Raw genomic sequence first — 16,621 nt, 5'->3', positions numbered from 1 at the left:
GCAGTTTATTGACGCTATCTAGCGACTGAAAAACCTCGTAGACACAAAACCTTGTAATAAGTACGACAAACCATCAGTCAATCTCTGCTCTAATGATCCGTGTCACAGTGGTAGAACAAATCTAAAATGAGAAATCTTGGTGCTCTCAGGGAGTCCCCCTTCAAGGGGATTTAAATTAGGAGCGAAACTACCTTAATTATACCCACAGTGTAATTAAGGTCAAACATCCCTACTTTAAGTGAGTGTAATTCTCATTGGCGTAAAATGGTAAATAGTGAATCGCAGTGATTGATACCTTAATCAGGTCAGCAGAAATCATAACGAGGATTCAAAAATGAAAGTACTTAAAGATATCGCCATCAGCTCTATTATCACTACTGTCGTAATGCTAGTACTCAATGCTTCTTGGGACTGGGTGTTCATCGCAAGCCTTGAAGTGGCAGTATATGCATCGGTGGTGTTAACCGGCATGCTTAAAGGTGCTATCTCGCTTGAAAAAGTTATGGCGTCGTACTTTCTTAAGCACAAAACTCTACCAAAGCTCAAACGTGGTATTTCGTCTTACATTATCTTAGTGGGCTCGAAGTTTCTCGCCATGGGCATTATCGCTATGCTGTTCGGTCAGCATGTAGCCTTTACAGGTGCATTTGGTGGCGTTGTCGCGTTCTTCGCTATTATCTTTGCCGTGCTGGGCTTGGAAGGCGTCGTAGCAAAACTCGGCAGCAAAGCTAGACTAGCTTAAAGAAGTTTTTGATACTCAGAAATGCAAAAAACCTCGCTAAAAAGCGAGGTTCTTTTGAAAGTAAAAAGCCCCGCTATGAAAGCGAGGCTTTTTGAAAAGTGGTCGGTGAAGAGGGATTCGATGGGACTGGCCATCCAGCCCCTGACCCGCATGGGTTCTTCTCCACTACTAAAATTATGCTTAGAAAGTAAAAAGCCCCGCTTTGAAAGCGAGGCTTTTTGAAAGTGGTCGGTGAAGAGGGATTCGAACCCCCGACCCTCTGGTCCCAAACCAGATGCGCTACCAAGCTGCGCTATTCACCGAGATTGTTGTCTTGAGTTTTGCTCAACAACGGATGCGTATATTAATGATAAATTCTTTTGAAGCAAGGCTTTTATAACAACTTTCTTTGCATTTGAGTTTGATTGCTCATCATATCGCCAGAAGCACGAAAAATGTGACCAAATACACACAGTGACATACAGGTTATTAACACTCAAAGTACAATTGATCCAGATCAGTGTTCATTTTAACACCAAAAGTTAACTTATCCCTGTCGTCAATACTTTGGAGGAAACATGGACTTTTGGCTTGATCTCCTATTTGGTAATGCAGTGGGCTTATCTTCAATGCTAGTTATCTTTGCAGCGCTGGGCTTGATGCTGTTTTACGGTGGTTTCTTCATCTACAAAGTAATGAATGACAAATCTCCTCACTAGAATCGCTTAGCTTCTATTTCGAATAGAAAACCGCTATGCACCGGAGTGGATCGCCTGTTCACTCCGGTTTTTTATTGCTCTCACCTATTGCTAATATTCGTATATACTCCAGTTAAAATGGCTTATCCGAGATGAAGTTATGTCTCAAGACGATGATCTGGATCTATTCCAACAGATGATGGGCGATGTGAAGCCGATTCACAGCGACACCGTTGAACTTAAAAAGACCCACCAAGTGTCTGACGCGCATTTGGCCAAGCGAGAAGCAGCACTCTGGCTTTCTGAGCAAGACCCTGAGTACCTTTCAATTGATTACGCTCCGATGATCAAACCAGACGACTTAATTGAGTTTAAGCGTGATGGCATGCAGGAAGGTGTTTACCGCAAACTGAGACTGGGTAAGTATCCGCTGCAAGCAAAACTCGACTTACACCGGAGAACGCTTAAAGAAGCACGCGATGAAGTGGTGAAGTTTCTGCAACAGTGTATGCGTATGGACATCCGCACTGTGCTTATTGTACATGGGCGCGGCGAACGCTCTAACCCACCAGCATTAATGAAGAGTTATCTTGCACATTGGCTAACTCAGATAAAAGATGTTCAGTGCGTTCATAGTGCGCAGCGGTTCCATGGAGGAAGTGGTGCGGTCTACGTTATGCTAAGAAAGAGCCAAGAAAAGAAGCTTGAGAATCGAGAGCGTCATCAAAAACGTACGAGTTAAGTGACTTACCGCTCAGTTGAGTATAAAATACGCGACCTTAATTTTGTGTCTGACCAATATAGAGTGAATACTGCGCATGCCTAACGCTGCTGAAGGAAAACGCCTTAACAAATACATTAGTGAAACTGGCTTTTGTTCTCGTCGTGAAGCTGACAAGCTGATCGAACAACAACGTGTCACTATTAATGGCAAAATTCCTGAGATGGGAACCAAAGTGTTGTCAGGAGACAATGTTGAAATCGACGGTAAACCAGTTCGCAGCAAAGAGAAACCAGTCTATATTGCGTTGAACAAACCAACGGGTATCACATGTACAACCGAACGTGATGTTCCGGGCAACATCGTTGATTTCGTTGGCCATCACAAACGTATCTTCCCAATTGGTCGACTAGATAAACCGTCCGATGGTCTTATCTTTTTGACTAACGATGGCGACATCGTTAACAAGATTCTCCGTGCGGGTAACAATCACGAGAAAGAGTATGTAGTACGTGTCGACAAACCTGTAACTCGTGATTTCTTGAAAAAGATGGGCTCAGGTGTTGCGATTCTGGACACAGTAACTCTGCCTTGTCGTGTCGAGCAGGAAACCAAATTTTCTTTCCGTATTACCCTAACTCAAGGGTTAAACCGTCAAATTCGCCGTATGTGTGAAGCACTGGGTTTCGAAGTGTTAAAACTTCGCCGAGTCCGCATTATGAACATCTCTATTGATGGAATTCCCAATGGCAAATGGCGCTACTTAACTGATCAGGAAGTGGCTGAGATTCACCGCCTTTGTGAAGGTTCAGTGAGTACGGAAGAAGCATCACGCAAAGATGCTAAAGGTCGTCATATCACTAAGGCTACCGATGCTAAGCTGCATGACGCTCGAGCAGAAGCAAAGCGTGACAAAATGAAGACCTTCTCTGGACACGGTGCAGATGAGTTTCGTCGTAGCCCGAATAAAAACAAACGTCACAAGCAAGAGCAAGGACGTTCAGATAAGGCTCGTAATCACCATGGTAAGACGCAAAACCGTAAACCGGTTGCTGCTAAACCAGATTCATCTAAGCCAAGTAAACCGAGAACGCGCGTTGGCGGTACCCTATCTCTCAAGAAATAGTCAGTGTAAATGAGGCCTGCTTAGGCCTCACATAAGTTGACAAACTTCGCACGCGTTAGCATCGCCAAATCACTCGGTGCTAACTCAATCTCCAAACCTCTTTTTCCAGCACTGACGCACATTTGCGCTCTCGCTTCCGCTGAGATATGAATAAAGGTCGGTAACAACTTCTTTTGACCAAGGGGGCTGATGCCACCCAACACATAACCCGTGGTTTTTTGTGCGATATCTTTATCTGCCATCTCCGCTTTTTTCCCACCAGCAGCCTTTGCTGCGAGTTTTAGGTTCAGCTTTTCTTCAACAGGTATCACCGCCACAGCAAGGTTTTTCGGTTCTCCATTGATGGCGAACAGTAGAGTTTTAAACACGGATTCAGGATCTTGTCCTAACGCTTCTACCGCCTCTAAACCATAACTTTCATGCCTTGGGTCATGGTCATATTGATGAACGGTATGAGTGATTTTTTTCTTTTTGGCAAGGTTAATAGCCGGTGTCATAACGTATCCTTGGTAGTTGCTACCGTTAACGTCGACTCTTGAGATTAGAGTCGTCAAAATAGAAAAGCGGCGCCGAATGGCGCCGCTCTATTTTATCTACTAAACCGGAATAAAAGTCTAGTTCTTATAGATGATTTCGCCTTTAGGCTGATACTTATTCACATCGATTGGGCTGTTTGCTTCTAGGTACTCTTTAAGTACTTCCGCATCCACAAAGCCAGTGTTTACGTGACCAGGGTGACCTGTAAGCTTCGGATAACCGTCACCACCAGCTGCGTTAAAGCTTGGTACAGTGAAACGGTATGTTGCTTTAGGGTCTAGAGGCTTACCATTGATAACAACATTCGATACTGCATCTTTACCCACTGTCATAGAAATGCCAGCGAATTGAGCATAAGCACCAGAATCTACAGGTTTCGTTGCTACTACGTTCAAGTAATCGACAACTTCAGCACCTGTCATATCGGTGTAAGTAATAATGTTGCCAAATGGCTGTACGATAAGTACATCTTTGTAAGTCACATCACCTTCAGCGATAGAGTCACGTACACCACCAGAGTTCATGACGGCAAAGTCAGCTTTAGCACGTTCCATGTGAGCCGTACCAATCAGACGACCTAGGTTAGTTTGCTGGAAGCGAACAACATTACGGTCACCCTCTAGCTTACCGTTCGTTTCAGCAATTTTCGCACCTAGTTGCTCTTGGCCTTTTTCCTGGAATGGCGTTAAGAATGCCACCATTTCTGCATCTTTCTTGATTTCATCTTCAACAAGAACACGTTGCTTCTTGCCATCGATCTTAACTTTCTTCTTAAGGTTTACAGGGATAAGGTCATAGCTGACCATATCTAGCTCACCATTTTTGAATTCGTAGTCGGCACGGCCAACGTACTTACCCCACTCGTACGCTTGCACAATCCAAGTGCCGTTTTGGATGTCAGGCTTACATTCATCACTTGGCTTGAAGTTCTTCTTAACGACGTTAGGACCTTCCATACAAACCGGCTCTTGTGAGTGACCACCCACAATCATGTCTAAGTCGCCTTCATCAAGGTAACGAGCAAGCGCAACATCACCTGGGGCGTTTACACCACGCTTACCATTTTCGTAGTGACCCATGTGGGTAACTGCGAAAATTAGATCAGGTTTCTCTGTCTCTTTTAGCTCAGCGATCAGTTTCTTTGCTTCTACTTTCGGATCGCGGAACTCGATACCACCGATGTATTCAGGGTTACCGATCTTCGCAGTGTCTTCCGTTGTTAGACCAATAACAGCGATCTTAATGCCCTGCTTGTTGAAAATGTGGTATGCATCAAACAGGCGTTCACCTGTTTTCTTGTCATAAATGTTTGCAGACAGCATTGGGAAGTTAGCCCACTCTTTTTGCTTAAATAGCACTTCTAGCGGGTTGTCAAATTCATGGTTACCAAGTGCCATAGCATCGTAACCAATCATGCTCATACCTTTAAAGTCAGGCTCAGCATCTTGTAAATCAGACTCTGGAACCCCAGTGTTGATATCACCGCCAGATAGAAGCAATACGCTGCCACCATCCGCTTCAACGTCAGCACGAATTTGGTCAATCAGCGTCTTACGCGCTGCCATACCGTACTCACCATATTTGTTTTCCCAGAAGCGACCGTGGTGATCGTTAGTATGAAGAATAGTGAGCTTATAAGTCTCATCAGCATTCCATTCTTGCTCTGGTTGGGTTGCGCATCCTGCTAGTGACGCGATGATAGCCGCACTTAGTACGGACTTAAACATAAGGCTTTTTTTCATTTTCATACCTTTGAATTTTGGGGATCCACTGCCTATAGCGTTGTATAAACGCCACACATTTGCCGATTTGTAACGAATAGACATAAAGAGAAACATCGACAAAATATGCGATAGTTTAAATTAACCCTACGAACATAACATTCTCATTTCACTTTTATGTAATCTATGTCACAAGTTGCTGAGTATCAGGTTATAAACTCATCAGAATAAATTTGTGATTCTACATAAGGTTAATTAAAGCACTGAGGTATGGCGAGGGATTCAGCTGTTACGAGGTTGTAATTCTGAGAAGAAACGATTGCTCAACATATTTAGTGAACATAAAAAAGAAGCCAGTCTAAATGACTGGCTTCTATATCAGAAATAAGCACGCTTATTTAATGTCAATGTGCTCAAAACCTTTGATAAGATCATCCAACGCTTTCATTTGCGCTAAGAATGGTTCTAGCTTATCTAAAGGCAGTGCTGACGGACCGTCACATAGTGCTTTATCTGGATTCGGGTGCGCTTCAATAAATAGACCCGCAATTCCCGTCGCAAGTCCCGCTTTTGCAAGCTCGACCGTTTGTTCACGACGACCACCAGATGCCGCACCCGATGGATCACGCATTTGTAGTGAGTGCGTCACATCGAAAATGATTGGGCTACCGTTAGAAGCTTTTTTCATCACGCCAAAGCCAAGCATGTCGACCACAAGGTTATCGTAACCATGACATGAGCCACGTTCACAAAGAATGATTTTATCGTTACCACACTCAGCGAACTTATCAACAATGTTACCTACTTGCCCAGGGCTCATAAACTGAGGCTTCTTAACGTTGATAACCGCATTTGTTTTTGCCATCGCTTCAACAAGGTCAGTCTGACGAGCTAAGAAGGCTGGTAGCTGAATAACATCTACCACGTCAGCAACAGGTTGTGCTTGCTCTTCTGTATGAACATCCGTAATGATTTTCACGCCAAAGGTGTCTTTTAGCTCTTGGAAAATCTTCATGCCTTCTTCAAGGCCAGGGCCACGATAAGAATGCACTGAGCTACGGTTCGCTTTATCAAACGACGCTTTAAATACGTATGGAATACCTAGCTTTTCTGTCACCTTCACATAGTGCTCACAGATTTGCATCGCTAAATCACGTGATTCCAGCACATTCATTCCAGCAAAAAGCGTGAACGGCTTATCATTTGCTACCGGGATATCACCTACGTGTACCGTTTTCATTTCCATGTTTGTTATCTCAATATTTAGTGAAGAGTGACAGGTGAGCGACTGATCGCCGAAACCTGCGTTTTCAGTAATTCTATTGCCGGATCATCTGGGCACTGATCGATGAAATACTGAAAATCAGTTGCCGCGATTTGATGACAATCCAGTTGTTGATAAATATAGCCTCTATCCCGAATCTCATAAGGGTCATCGGGAACAAAAGTCAAAGCCAGATCGGTACATTGCAATGCAAGCGTGTACTTCTCTTCTCGCAATAATGCGCTTTTAAGTAAAGCTAGCCAGCGACCAATTACCGTTGGGTTATCAACTGTCGCTAAATGTTTTGCCTCTAACTTCACCAACGGACCATCGTTGCCAATTAGCCAAGCGTGTAGACGCTTCTTGCTAACATATTCCCCATCGTAAGGGTTGATGTAGCTTGGTGCTTCATTTGGCCAACAGACTTTAATCAAAAACTGCGTTGGGAATGTTACAGCTTCTAATGGAAGACCGAGCTTTCTCCCTAAGTAAAGCAAGATAGCTCCTAGACTAACCGGTATGCCTTTGCGTCGCTCAAGGACTTTATCGATAAACGCATTTTCAGAGGAAAAATACGCATCATGGTCCCCACTAAACTGCCACTCGGTGTAAAACAGTCTTAACAGCGAGTCTAGGCGCTGCTTATCATCGCGCAAATGGAACAATTGCTGCTCAGCTTCTTCCAATAAACGAGCTAGCTCTAACTCCGCCCAATGATCTTGAGTATTAGGATCCACCGCTTTGTTTAAGATCAGTGCTCCTTCAACCAACTCAATAGCATCAAAATCTTCGTCAAACAGTTCAATCATTGCTTACCCCATAAGGAATGGCGTTTTCAGCATGGCAATCTTAGCTGCCATCATTAACCATCCCAATGCGCCTAAAAACGCACATGTTCTTAATAAGTTGTTCTTTGCTAATTTAATCGTGAAAAACGCCAACGCAAAATAAGCCATAATGCAGGTGACTTTTTCGGTCATCCACGGCGCTGCAGCCGTAAATGGGACAAAACCTGTGATTGCAATCAAACCAAAGCCTGATAACAACAGTAGTGAATCATTAATGTGAGGGAAGCGCTTCAAAAACGGATGATTCACCTTCGGGGAGTTAGCGACCAGTAAGCCAAATCGTACTGATAGCAACACCACTGATATGGCGATGGTCATCAAGTGAAAATGCTTTAATCCTTCATACATGCTGCTTCTCTCTTTCTCTTTATTGTATTTCTGTTATGGGTTCCATTGCCCAAGAGTCACACGATCATTGCCGGCGTAATCTTGTTCAGTGACTACATGACAAAAGCCATTGTTTTCCAAGATTTCTCTTACAGCTTGCCCTTGCTCAAAGCCATGCTCAAACAACAGCCAGCCGCCCTCAAGCAAATGAGTGGGCGCTTTAGCCGTGATGGTCTCAATATCCGCCAGCCCATTATTCTCAGCGACTAATGCCGTTGATGGTTCAAATCGAACATCACCTTGAGATAGATGGGGATCATTTTCGTCAATGTAAGGGGGATTGGAAACAATTACGCTAAATTTGTGCACAAGATCGACAGGTTCGAACCAACTTCCCTGCGCAAACTGACAATTGGTAATATTGAGTTTTGTCGCGTTGCTTCGAGCGAGCTCTACCGCTTCCGTTTGAAAATCAACTCCCATTACTGAGCGTGTTTTCAGTTCTGAAGCCAGTGCCAACGCGATTGCTCCGGTGCCCGTACCTAAGTCTAAAATATCACCATCATTCACAAGGGCCTTATCAAGTGCGAGCTCAACTAAGCGTTCTGTATCAGGTCTTGGGATAAGCGTGCTTGGAGCGACATTTAAAGGCAGCGACCAAAACTCTCGTTCACCAAGAATATACGCTACGGGTTCGCCTGCGATACGACGATTTAACAACGCCTCGAACTGCTCTGCTTCATTAGACGTTAATGCTTTTTCAGGCCAGGTAAGTAGATAACTACGCGGTTTTTCAAGAACATGACACAGCAGGACCGCCGCATCTAATGAAGGTGATTCGCTACCAGACCCAGAAAGAACAAGCGATGCTCGTTTGAGCACCGCTTCAATAGACATATCCAATGACATGGATTAGTTGTGCTCCGCTAGAGCCGCAAGTTGGTCAGCTTGGTGTTCTTGCAGTACCGGATCAACAAGAGACTGCAAGTCACCTTCCATGACCTCAGACAGACGATATAACGTCAAGTTGATGCGATGGTCTGATACACGACCTTGTGGGTAGTTATAAGTACGAATACGGTCACTACGATCACCTGAACCCAATAGGTTACGACGGGTATCTGACACTTCAGCGGCACGCTTTGCTTCTTCTGCGGCAATAATACGCGCGGCAAGAACAGACATCGCTTTCGCTTTGTTCTTATGTTGAGAACGCTCGTCTTGACACTCAACCACAGTCCCTGTTGGTAAGTGAGTAATACGAATAGCTGAGTCAGTAGTATTAACGTGCTGACCACCCGCGCCTGATGCACGGAACGTATCGATTTTAAGATCAGCCGCTTTGATCTCTGGGATCTCTGCTTCAGGAATTTCAGCCATAACCGCAACAGTACATGCTGAAGTGTGAACACGACCTTGAGATTCTGTTGCTGGAACTCGTTGAACACGGTGGCCGCCAGATTCAAACTTAAGCACGCCATAAGCACCATCACCAGACACTTTAGCGATCATTTCTTTATAGCCGCCTTGCTCTGATTCATTTGAGCTCATCACTTCGATACGCCAGCCTTTCTTCTCCGCGTATTTGCTGTACATACGGAATAAGTCACCTGCGAAAATACCTGCTTCATCACCACCTGCACCAGCGCGGATTTCTAAGAAGCAGTTACGCTCATCGTTTGGATCTTTCGGTAGAAGAAGTACCTGCAGTTCATCCGCAAGACGCTCAATAGTCGCCTTCGCTTCTTTGATTTCTTCTTGTGCCATTTCACGCATTTCTGCGTCATCTTCGTTTGCCATATCTTCAGCCGCTTCAAGATCTTCTTGTGCTTGCTGATAGGCTTGGAAACACTTGGTCACTTCTTCAAGTTGCGAGTACTCTCTTGAAAGAGCGCGGAATTTGTCTTGGTCTCCAATGATCTCTGGATCGCCAAGTAGATGCTGAACTTCTTCATATCGTTCAACAAGAGTTTCCAATTTAACTAAAATGGAGGCTTTCATAATTGCAGTCTTTTCTCAGGGTAAGGCTTATTTAGTTTGGTCTAAACCCAAACTTTGTCGGATGACCATCAGTTTAGCAGGATCTCCCTGCTCAGCGGCATCTTGTAGCGCTTTTGTCGGCGCATGAATAAGCTTGTTTGTTAATTTATTACTCAGCTCTAGCAGAACTTTCTCAGGGTCTCCCCCTGCTGCTAACGCTTGTAAACTTTTTGACAGTATATCTTGTCGGGTGTCATTTGCGTGTTTTCGGTATTGTCTGATGCTATCAACCGCTTGCAGTGAACGCATCCATGTCATGAATTGCGCACTTTCTTCACTCACAATCGCTTCTGCTTGAATCGCTTCGACTTTACGTTGCTCGATATTGCTATCGACGATAGATTGCAAATCATCTACTGTATATAGATACGCGTCACTCAACTCGCCCACTTGCGATTCAATATCTCGTGGGACGGCGATGTCGATAAGCAGCATAGGTTGATAGCGACGTTGTTTTATCGCTGATTCAACCACCCCTTTGCCTATAATAGGCAGCGGGCTCGCAGTTGAGCTAATGACAATATCCGCTTTAGGTAGTACATCAGGTATTTCATTAAGTGCAATAACTTGTGCGCCAAACTGATTCGCTAATATTTCCGCTCGCTCTTTGGTTCGGTTAGCCACAATCATGTTCTTGCAACCGTGACCTTCCAAGTGCTTGGCCACCAGTTCAATGGTTTCGCCTGCACCAACTAAAAGCACAGTTGAGTCAGCAATTGATTCGAAGATTTGTCGAGCTAGGGTACAAGCCGCGTAAGCGACAGAAACGGCACTACCACCAATTTCGGTTTCAGTACGCACTCGCTTAGCAACAGAGAACGTCTTTTGAAAGAGTTTCTCAATTCCACCTTCTACAGATTGATGCTCACGGGCATCACTGTAGGCTTGCTTTACTTGCCCAAGTATTTGTGGTTCGCCAAGGACGAGTGAATCTAAGCCGCATGAAACGCGCATCAGATGTTTTATTGCCGCTTGTTCTTCATAAACATACAGAGAAGGCTTCAACTCTTCTGCTGCTACATCGTGGAAACGAACAAGCCAGTCTATTAATTGTGATTTGTTGGAATCACCAGTATCACAGTAAATTTCGGTGCGGTTACACGTTGACAGAATCACAGAGCCATTAACTTTGGTATTTTCTCTTAGCTCATTCAGTGCTCTGTTGAGTTTTTCAGGTGGAAACGCCACCTTCTCCCTCAGATCCACTGACGCCGTATTGTGGTTTATACCAATAGCAAGCAATGACATGTAACGCGAATTCTCTGATACAGATTTGACAAATAGGCCAGAATTTTACTTGATGGCACCATTTATTGAAAGTCTCTTACCAATATGTTTTCCTGAGTTTGTGGGATTGATGCTATAGTCTCTCAATATTGTATTGAATTTGCACAATAAACCATCACGTAAGTTGTTCCCTATGTACAAACTCCATCGACGTCTTTTTTATTTTTTTGCGGCATTATTTCTGTTTGGGTGCAGTAGTTTGCCTCCAGAGCCAGAAAGTGTTGAATGGCAAGCACATAAAACCGAGCTTGAGTCTCTTACTCAATATACGGCCAATGGCAAACTCGGTTATATTTCCCCAGACCAGCGCCAAACTCTCAACTTTCATTGGAGTCATTCCGATAATTTCACCCAAGTCCGTCTGACTACCTTTCTTGGTCAAACCGTGTTTAATCTTACTTCAACACCAAACGGTTCTTTTATCGAAACGTATGATGGACAAAAATTGTCAGGGAAAGATGTGAATGCGCTCATTGAGCAATTAACCGGGCTCGATATCCCAATCGAACAATTGAGCGATTGGCTGGTTGGCCTACCGGCGACTGCCGATAGCTATCAGCTAAACCAATTTAATACCGTCGGCAGTTTACAAAAACGTATTGCCAACAAAACGTGGAACCTTGATTACAATGAGTACCGCAGCTTTACACTAGAAGGGACAGAGAACTCATTGCCCATGCCGACTAGGATGCAATTAGTGCAAGGCGATACCAAACTCAATCTTGTCGTTTCAAAATGGACAGTAACACAGTGACCCAACATAAAATGATCACCGACACTACTTCATGGCCTAGCCCTGCCAAACTCAACCTGTTTTTATACATCACAGGTCGCCAACCTAATGGCTACCATGAATTGCAGACCTTGTTTCAATTCATTGATTTATGCGATGAACTGACTATTACCGCCAATACTAGTGGTCAAATTACTCTATCCCCAGATATTGATGGTGTCGCCACCGAAGACAACCTAATCTGGAAAGCAGCATCTGCGCTTCAAAACAGAGCTAACTGTACTTATGGTGCTCATATAGAGCTTAACAAGATTCTTCCCATGGGTGGCGGGATTGGTGGTGGTTCATCCAATGCGGCTACCGCACTAGTAGCATTGAACTTCCTTTGGCAAACCCGACTGACAACGGATGAGCTAGCGGAAATAGGTTTGGCATTAGGTGCTGATGTGCCAGTGTTCGTTCGCGGCTTCGCAGCTTTCGCTGAAGGTGTCGGCGAAAAACTGTCTGAAGCTACCCCTAAAGAACAGTATTACCTAGTTATTAAACCTGAAGTTAGTATTGCTACCGTCGATATATTCACACATCCTGATTTAACTAGAAACACGCCAAAGCGAGCATTATCAATACTTTTGGACTCACCTTACGTAAACGATTGCGAAAAAATTGTCCGAATGCTGTATCCAGAGGTTGATAACCAACTTTCATGGCTGCTACAATACGCGCCGTCAAGATTGACGGGGACTGGATCTTGCGTATTTTCTGAGTTTAACAACGAGGAAGAGGCAGAAAAAGTCCTTGAAATGCTTCCTGACAATGTCTCCGCTTTTGTAGCAAAAGGATGCAATCGCTCTCCTTTACTAGAGACTTTGGCTAAGTATGAATTAGCCCTATTACAATCTGTTTAAACTGGACGCAACCCTGAGGTTTCCACCGTGCCTGATATGAAGCTATTTGCTGGTAACGCTACACCTGAACTAGCCCAACGTATTGCTGATCGTCTATACATCTCTCTAGGAGATGCTACTGTTGACCGTTTCTCTGATGGCGAAGTCGCTGTTCAAATCAATGAAAACGTTCGTGGTAGCGATGTATTCATCATTCAGTCAACATGTGCGCCAACTAACGACAACCTAATGGAGTTAGTGGTAATGATTGATGCAATGCGCCGCGCTTCAGCAGGCCGTATTACTGCTGTTATTCCTTACTTTGGTTATGCTCGTCAAGACCGTCGTGTACGCTCTGCTCGTGTGCCAATCACTGCAAAAGTTGTTGCAGACTTCCTGTCTAACGTTGGTGTTGACCGCGTTCTTACTATCGACCTACACGCAGAGCAAATTCAAGGCTTCTTCGATGTACCTGTAGATAACATCTTCGGTACTCCAGTGCTTCTTGAAGATATGGCTGACCGTGGTCTAGAAGATCCTGTTGTTGTTTCTCCAGACCTTGGTGGTGTTGTCCGAGCTCGTGCAACAGCGAAAGCACTAGGTGATATCGACATCGCGATCGTAGATAAGCGTCGTCCACGTGCTAACGTTTCTGAAGTAATGAACCTAATCGGCGACGTTGAAGGTCGTGACTGTGTTATCGTTGATGACATGATCGACACTGGCGGTACGCTATGTAAAGCAGCAGAAGCGCTTAAAGAGCGTGGTGCTAAGCGTGTATTCGCATACGCAACTCACGCAGTATTCTCTGGTAACGCAGCGAAGAACATCAAAAACTCGGTTCTAGACCAAGTTATCGTGACTGACTCAATTACGCTTTCTAAAGAAATGGCTGCAACAGGTAAAGTAACGCAACTTACTCTATCTAGCATGCTTGCAGAAGCTATTCGTCGCATCAGCAACGAAGAGTCAATCTCAGCAATGTTTACTAGCAAGTAACATTCGCACCTAATTTGAAAAAACCACTTCCTTATGAAGTGGTTTTTTTGTCTTCGCGTTTTTTGTACAGATTTAGTGTGCTATCATACCGCGCTTTTGAGATTCAAGAGAGATCTTAACGTTGACTCAGCAGATAAAATTGCTTGTAGGCCTTGCTAACCCAGGTCCTGAATATGTGAGAACTCGTCACAATGCAGGTGCATGGGTGGTAGAGGAACTTGCTCGTATCCACAATGTTACGCTAAAAAACGAAGCTAAGTTCTTCGGTCTCACTGGAAGAATTTTAGTGAACGGCAGTGATTTAAGACTGTTAATTCCAACCACATTCATGAACTTATCTGGCAAGGCCATCGCAGCCTTAGCAAAGTTCTACCAGATAAAACCTGAAGAGATCATGGTCGCTCACGATGAGCTAGACTTACCTCCAGGCGTTGCAAAGTTCAAGAAAGGCGGCGGTCACGGTGGTCATAATGGTTTGAAAGATACCATTAGCAAGCTGGGCAACAACAAAGAATTCTATCGTCTTCGGATTGGCATTGGTCATCCGGGGCACAAAGACAAAGTGGCGGGTTATGTCCTTGGAAAAGCGCCAGCAAAAGAGCAAGAATGCCTTGATGCTGTCGTTGACGAATCTGTCCGTAGTTTAGACATCTTACTAAAAGATGGACTAACAAAAGCACAAAATCGCTTACACACCTTCAAAGCTGAATAAGGTTACAATCATGGGTTTTAAATGTGGCATCGTTGGTCTACCAAACGTTGGTAAATCAACTCTGTTTAACGCACTGACTAAAGCAGGCATCGAAGCGGCTAACTTCCCGTTTTGTACTATCGAGCCAAACACAGGCGTAGTACCTGTGCCAGATCTACGTCTAGATGCACTAGCGAAAATTGTTAATCCACAGAAAATTTTACCAACAACGATGGAATTCGTTGATATCGCAGGCCTAGTTGCTGGTGCGTCAAAAGGTGAAGGTCTTGGTAACAAATTCCTAGCTAACATCCGTGAAACTGACGCGATCGGTCACGTTGTTCGTTGTTTTGAGAACGAAAACATTGTTCACGTAGCAGGTAAAGTATCACCAATCGAAGACATCGAAGTGATCAACCTTGAACTAGCTCTAGCCGACCTTGATTCTTGTGAGCGCGCAATTCAGCGTAACGCTAAGAAAGCAAAAGGTGGCGATAAAGACGCGAAGTTTGAGCTAACCGTACTTGAAAAACTACTTCCAGTTCTAACGGAAGGTGGTATGGCACGTACTGTTGATCTAGCGAAAGAAGAACTCGCAGCTATTGGCTACTTAAACTTCCTAACGCTAAAACCAACCATGTACATCGCAAACGTTAATGAAGATGGTTTTGAAGATAACCCATATTTAGACGCTGTTCGTGAGTACGCAGAGAAAGAAAACAACGTTGTTGTAGCCGTATGTGCAGCTATCGAATCAGAGCTTTCTGAGCTTGATGACGAAGATCGTGAAGAGTTCCTTGCTGATATGGGCATTGAAGAGCCGGGCCTAAACCGCGTAATTCGTTCTGGTTATGAGCTACTTACTCTTCAAACTTACTTCACCGCTGGTGTGAAAGAAGTACGCGCATGGACTATTCCTGTTGGTGCAACTGCGCCTCAAGCTGCAGGTAAAATCCACACAGACTTCGAAAAAGGCTTCATCCGTGCAGAAGTTGTTGGTTATGACGACTTCATTCAATACAACGGTGAATCTGGTGCAAAAGATGCGGGTAAATGGCGTCTAGAAGGGAAAGAATACATTGTTAAAGATGGCGATGTTATTCACTTCCGCTTTAACGTATAAGTTACCGAACATCTAAAGTGATTAAAAAGCCAGCAACTGCTGGCTTTTGTTGTTTTATAAGGTCTGCCATTGTTCAGTCACTTTGCAAAAACGCATTAACTTTCTGGTAGAGCGATGATAATTGAACAACAGATTTAGATCAGAAACAGAGCGGTTTGATTAAAAAAAGTTCGAACGGCACTTTTTCGCAAATTTCTTCGCAAAAAAAGTTGACGCATCAAATTCAACTACGCATAATGCGCCCCGTTCTCAGCGATAAGGCAACTTTCGAAGAGAATCAACAATATGGAAATGGCTACGTAGCTCAGCTGGTTAGAGCACATCACTCATAATGATGGGGTCACAGGTTCGAATCCCGTCGTAGCCACCATTTCCTAAGCACTCTTATTTAGAGTATTTAGGAAATATGCGGAAGTGGCGGAATTGGTAGACGCACCAGATTTAGGTTCTGGCGCCGCAAGGTGTGAGAGTTCAAGTCTCTCCTTCCGCACCATATTTAGTGTGATTGACACTTTAATCAATCTTGTTGGGCTATCGCCAAGCGGTAAGGCAGCGGCTTTTGATGCCGCCATTCCCTGGTTCGAATCCAGGTAGCCCAGCCACAATTTAAGTGATAACGTTTTTTTTAGAAAAACTGTTGGCACTAGAGCGTAGTTTGTATTATATTCTCTCGCTCTCAAGAGTGGCTACGTAGCTCAGCTGGTTAGAGCACATCACTCATAATGATGGGGTCACAGGTTCGAATCCCGTCGTAGCCACCATTTATTTGAACTTGTAGGTTCGCCTTCAAGTACAACGTTAAGATTGAGTTTTACCAATTACTCTCTTAACTATAAGTTTTGTTGCGGAAGTGGCGGAATTGGTAGACGCACCAGATTTAGGTTCTGGCGCCGCAAGGTGT

Annotated in this window: 17 protein-coding genes and 5 tRNA genes; 13 read left to right on the top strand and 9 right to left on the bottom strand. The window is 44.3% G+C overall.

Going from position 1 to position 16,621, the window contains the following annotated elements:
* Positions 1–334: 334 nt before the first annotated feature.
* Complete coding sequence (locus OH456_RS20870; protein ID WP_006074295.1) at positions 335–742, top strand: hypothetical protein; 408 nt, start codon at positions 335–337, stop codon at positions 740–742.
* Positions 743–967: 225 nt separating this feature from the next.
* On the opposite strand, the gene OH456_RS20865 is transcribed toward OH456_RS20870, so the two are convergent.
* Positions 968–1,044 (bottom strand) — tRNA-Pro (locus OH456_RS20865).
* A gap of 255 nt (positions 1,045–1,299) precedes the next feature.
* On the opposite strand from OH456_RS20865, the gene OH456_RS20860 reads away from it, so the two are divergent.
* The 3 genes from OH456_RS20860 to rluF all read left to right on the top strand — a co-directional run bounded on the left by OH456_RS20860 (position 1,300) and on the right by rluF (position 3,266).
* Complete coding sequence (locus tag OH456_RS20860; protein WP_038229728.1) at positions 1,300–1,440, top strand: DUF3149 domain-containing protein; 141 nt, start codon at positions 1,300–1,302, stop codon at positions 1,438–1,440.
* A gap of 139 nt (positions 1,441–1,579) precedes the next feature.
* Complete coding sequence (gene smrA / locus OH456_RS20855) at positions 1,580–2,161, top strand: DNA endonuclease SmrA (protein WP_006075558.1); 582 nt, start codon at positions 1,580–1,582, stop codon at positions 2,159–2,161.
* 76 nt (positions 2,162–2,237) lie between these two features.
* Positions 2,238–3,266, top strand: a complete 1,029-nt coding sequence (gene rluF / locus OH456_RS20850) for a 23S rRNA pseudouridine(2604) synthase RluF (RefSeq protein WP_270034180.1) — start codon at positions 2,238–2,240, stop codon at positions 3,264–3,266.
* Between the two features lie 20 nt (positions 3,267–3,286).
* Here rluF and ybaK read toward each other — a convergent pair whose 3' ends face one another.
* From ybaK to hemA, 8 genes are all read right to left on the bottom strand, one after another.
* Complete coding sequence (gene ybaK, locus OH456_RS20845) at positions 3,287–3,763, bottom strand: Cys-tRNA(Pro) deacylase (RefSeq protein ID WP_038229724.1); 477 nt, start codon at positions 3,761–3,763, stop codon at positions 3,287–3,289.
* A gap of 117 nt (positions 3,764–3,880) precedes the next feature.
* Complete coding sequence (ushA, locus tag OH456_RS20840) at positions 3,881–5,545, bottom strand: bifunctional UDP-sugar hydrolase/5'-nucleotidase UshA (RefSeq protein ID WP_038223381.1); 1,665 nt, start codon at positions 5,543–5,545, stop codon at positions 3,881–3,883.
* A 373-nt stretch (positions 5,546–5,918) separates the two neighbouring features.
* Positions 5,919–6,770, bottom strand: coding sequence for a 3-deoxy-8-phosphooctulonate synthase (kdsA, locus tag OH456_RS20835; RefSeq protein ID WP_096993838.1), 852 nt, complete (start codon positions 6,768–6,770; stop codon positions 5,919–5,921).
* Positions 6,771–6,787: 17 nt separating this feature from the next.
* Positions 6,788–7,597: a SirB1 family protein gene (locus tag OH456_RS20830; RefSeq protein ID WP_006075552.1), complete on the bottom strand. Its 810-nt coding sequence runs from the start codon at positions 7,595–7,597 to the stop codon at positions 6,788–6,790.
* A 3-nt stretch (positions 7,598–7,600) separates the two neighbouring features.
* Entirely contained in the window at positions 7,601–7,984 is a 384-nt protein-coding gene (locus OH456_RS20825; protein WP_006075551.1) for a SirB2 family protein, read from the bottom strand.
* A 33-nt stretch (positions 7,985–8,017) separates the two neighbouring features.
* Complete coding sequence (gene prmC / locus OH456_RS20820; RefSeq protein WP_236111599.1) at positions 8,018–8,866, bottom strand: peptide chain release factor N(5)-glutamine methyltransferase; 849 nt, start codon at positions 8,864–8,866, stop codon at positions 8,018–8,020.
* Positions 8,867–8,875: 9 nt separating this feature from the next.
* Positions 8,876–9,964 (bottom strand): peptide chain release factor 1, encoded by a 1,089-nt coding sequence (prfA, locus tag OH456_RS20815; RefSeq protein ID WP_038229716.1) that lies wholly within the window; start codon positions 9,962–9,964, stop codon positions 8,876–8,878.
* 27 nt (positions 9,965–9,991) lie between these two features.
* Positions 9,992–11,251 (bottom strand): glutamyl-tRNA reductase, encoded by a 1,260-nt coding sequence (gene hemA / locus OH456_RS20810; RefSeq protein ID WP_270034179.1) that lies wholly within the window; start codon positions 11,249–11,251, stop codon positions 9,992–9,994.
* Positions 11,252–11,423: 172 nt separating this feature from the next.
* Here hemA and lolB point away from each other — a divergent pair, with 172 nt between their 5' ends.
* The 9 genes from lolB (at position 11,424) to OH456_RS20765 (ending at position 16,481) form a co-directional block, all read left to right on the top strand.
* Positions 11,424–12,044 carry a lipoprotein insertase outer membrane protein LolB gene (lolB, locus tag OH456_RS20805; RefSeq protein ID WP_270034178.1) on the top strand — a complete coding sequence of 207 codons (621 nt, stop codon included), beginning with the start codon at positions 11,424–11,426 and terminating at the stop codon, positions 12,042–12,044.
* 11 nt (positions 12,045–12,055) lie between these two features.
* Positions 12,056–12,928, top strand: a complete 873-nt coding sequence (ispE, locus tag OH456_RS20800; protein WP_270034232.1) for a 4-(cytidine 5'-diphospho)-2-C-methyl-D-erythritol kinase — start codon at positions 12,056–12,058, stop codon at positions 12,926–12,928.
* A 27-nt stretch (positions 12,929–12,955) separates the two neighbouring features.
* Positions 12,956–13,906, top strand: a complete 951-nt coding sequence (locus OH456_RS20795) for a ribose-phosphate pyrophosphokinase (protein ID WP_031495558.1) — start codon at positions 12,956–12,958, stop codon at positions 13,904–13,906.
* Between the two features lie 121 nt (positions 13,907–14,027).
* Entirely contained in the window at positions 14,028–14,618 is a 591-nt protein-coding gene (gene pth, locus OH456_RS20790) for an aminoacyl-tRNA hydrolase (RefSeq protein WP_038229709.1), read from the top strand.
* 10 nt (positions 14,619–14,628) lie between these two features.
* On the top strand, positions 14,629–15,720 hold the full coding sequence (gene ychF / locus OH456_RS20785) for a redox-regulated ATPase YchF (RefSeq protein ID WP_031495560.1): 1,092 nt from the start codon (positions 14,629–14,631) through the stop codon (positions 15,718–15,720).
* Between the two features lie 293 nt (positions 15,721–16,013).
* Positions 16,014–16,090: transfer RNA gene (locus tag OH456_RS20780), tRNA-Met, on the top strand.
* A gap of 38 nt (positions 16,091–16,128) precedes the next feature.
* A tRNA-Leu gene (locus tag OH456_RS20775) sits at positions 16,129–16,213 on the top strand.
* A gap of 34 nt (positions 16,214–16,247) precedes the next feature.
* Positions 16,248–16,322: transfer RNA gene (locus OH456_RS20770), tRNA-Gln, on the top strand.
* Between the two features lie 82 nt (positions 16,323–16,404).
* Positions 16,405–16,481, top strand: a tRNA-Met gene (locus tag OH456_RS20765).
* The last annotated feature ends 140 nt before the right edge of the window (positions 16,482–16,621 follow it).

This window comes from Vibrio sp. La 4.2.2 (genome assembly GCF_027586995.1).
Taxonomy (GTDB): Bacteria; Pseudomonadota; Gammaproteobacteria; order Enterobacterales; family Vibrionaceae; genus Vibrio; species Vibrio mediterranei.
This window is presented reverse-complemented; position numbering and strand designations above follow the sequence as displayed.

Coding starts and splice junctions, on each gene's coding strand:
- lolB (WP_270034178.1), top strand. CDS start 11,424: ATGTACAAACTCCATCGACGTCTTTTTTATTTTTTTGCGGCATTATTT.
- smrA (WP_006075558.1), top strand. CDS start 1,580: ATGTCTCAAGACGATGATCTGGATCTATTCCAACAGATGATGGGCGAT.
- ispE (WP_270034232.1), top strand. CDS start 12,056: ATGATCACCGACACTACTTCATGGCCTAGCCCTGCCAAACTCAACCTG.
- ychF (WP_031495560.1), top strand. CDS start 14,629: ATGGGTTTTAAATGTGGCATCGTTGGTCTACCAAACGTTGGTAAATCA.
- ushA (WP_038223381.1), bottom strand. CDS start 5,545: ATGAAAAAAAGCCTTATGTTTAAGTCCGTACTAAGTGCGGCTATCATC.
- prfA (WP_038229716.1), bottom strand. CDS start 9,964: ATGAAAGCCTCCATTTTAGTTAAATTGGAAACTCTTGTTGAACGATAT.
- hemA (WP_270034179.1), bottom strand. CDS start 11,251: ATGTCATTGCTTGCTATTGGTATAAACCACAATACGGCGTCAGTGGAT.
- OH456_RS20860 (WP_038229728.1), top strand. CDS start 1,300: ATGGACTTTTGGCTTGATCTCCTATTTGGTAATGCAGTGGGCTTATCT.
- kdsA (WP_096993838.1), bottom strand. CDS start 6,770: ATGGAAATGAAAACGGTACACGTAGGTGATATCCCGGTAGCAAATGAT.
- ybaK (WP_038229724.1), bottom strand. CDS start 3,763: ATGACACCGGCTATTAACCTTGCCAAAAAGAAAAAAATCACTCATACC.
- OH456_RS20830 (WP_006075552.1), bottom strand. CDS start 7,597: ATGATTGAACTGTTTGACGAAGATTTTGATGCTATTGAGTTGGTTGAA.
- OH456_RS20870 (WP_006074295.1), top strand. CDS start 335: ATGAAAGTACTTAAAGATATCGCCATCAGCTCTATTATCACTACTGTC.
- OH456_RS20825 (WP_006075551.1), bottom strand. CDS start 7,984: ATGTATGAAGGATTAAAGCATTTTCACTTGATGACCATCGCCATATCA.
- rluF (WP_270034180.1), top strand. CDS start 2,238: ATGCCTAACGCTGCTGAAGGAAAACGCCTTAACAAATACATTAGTGAA.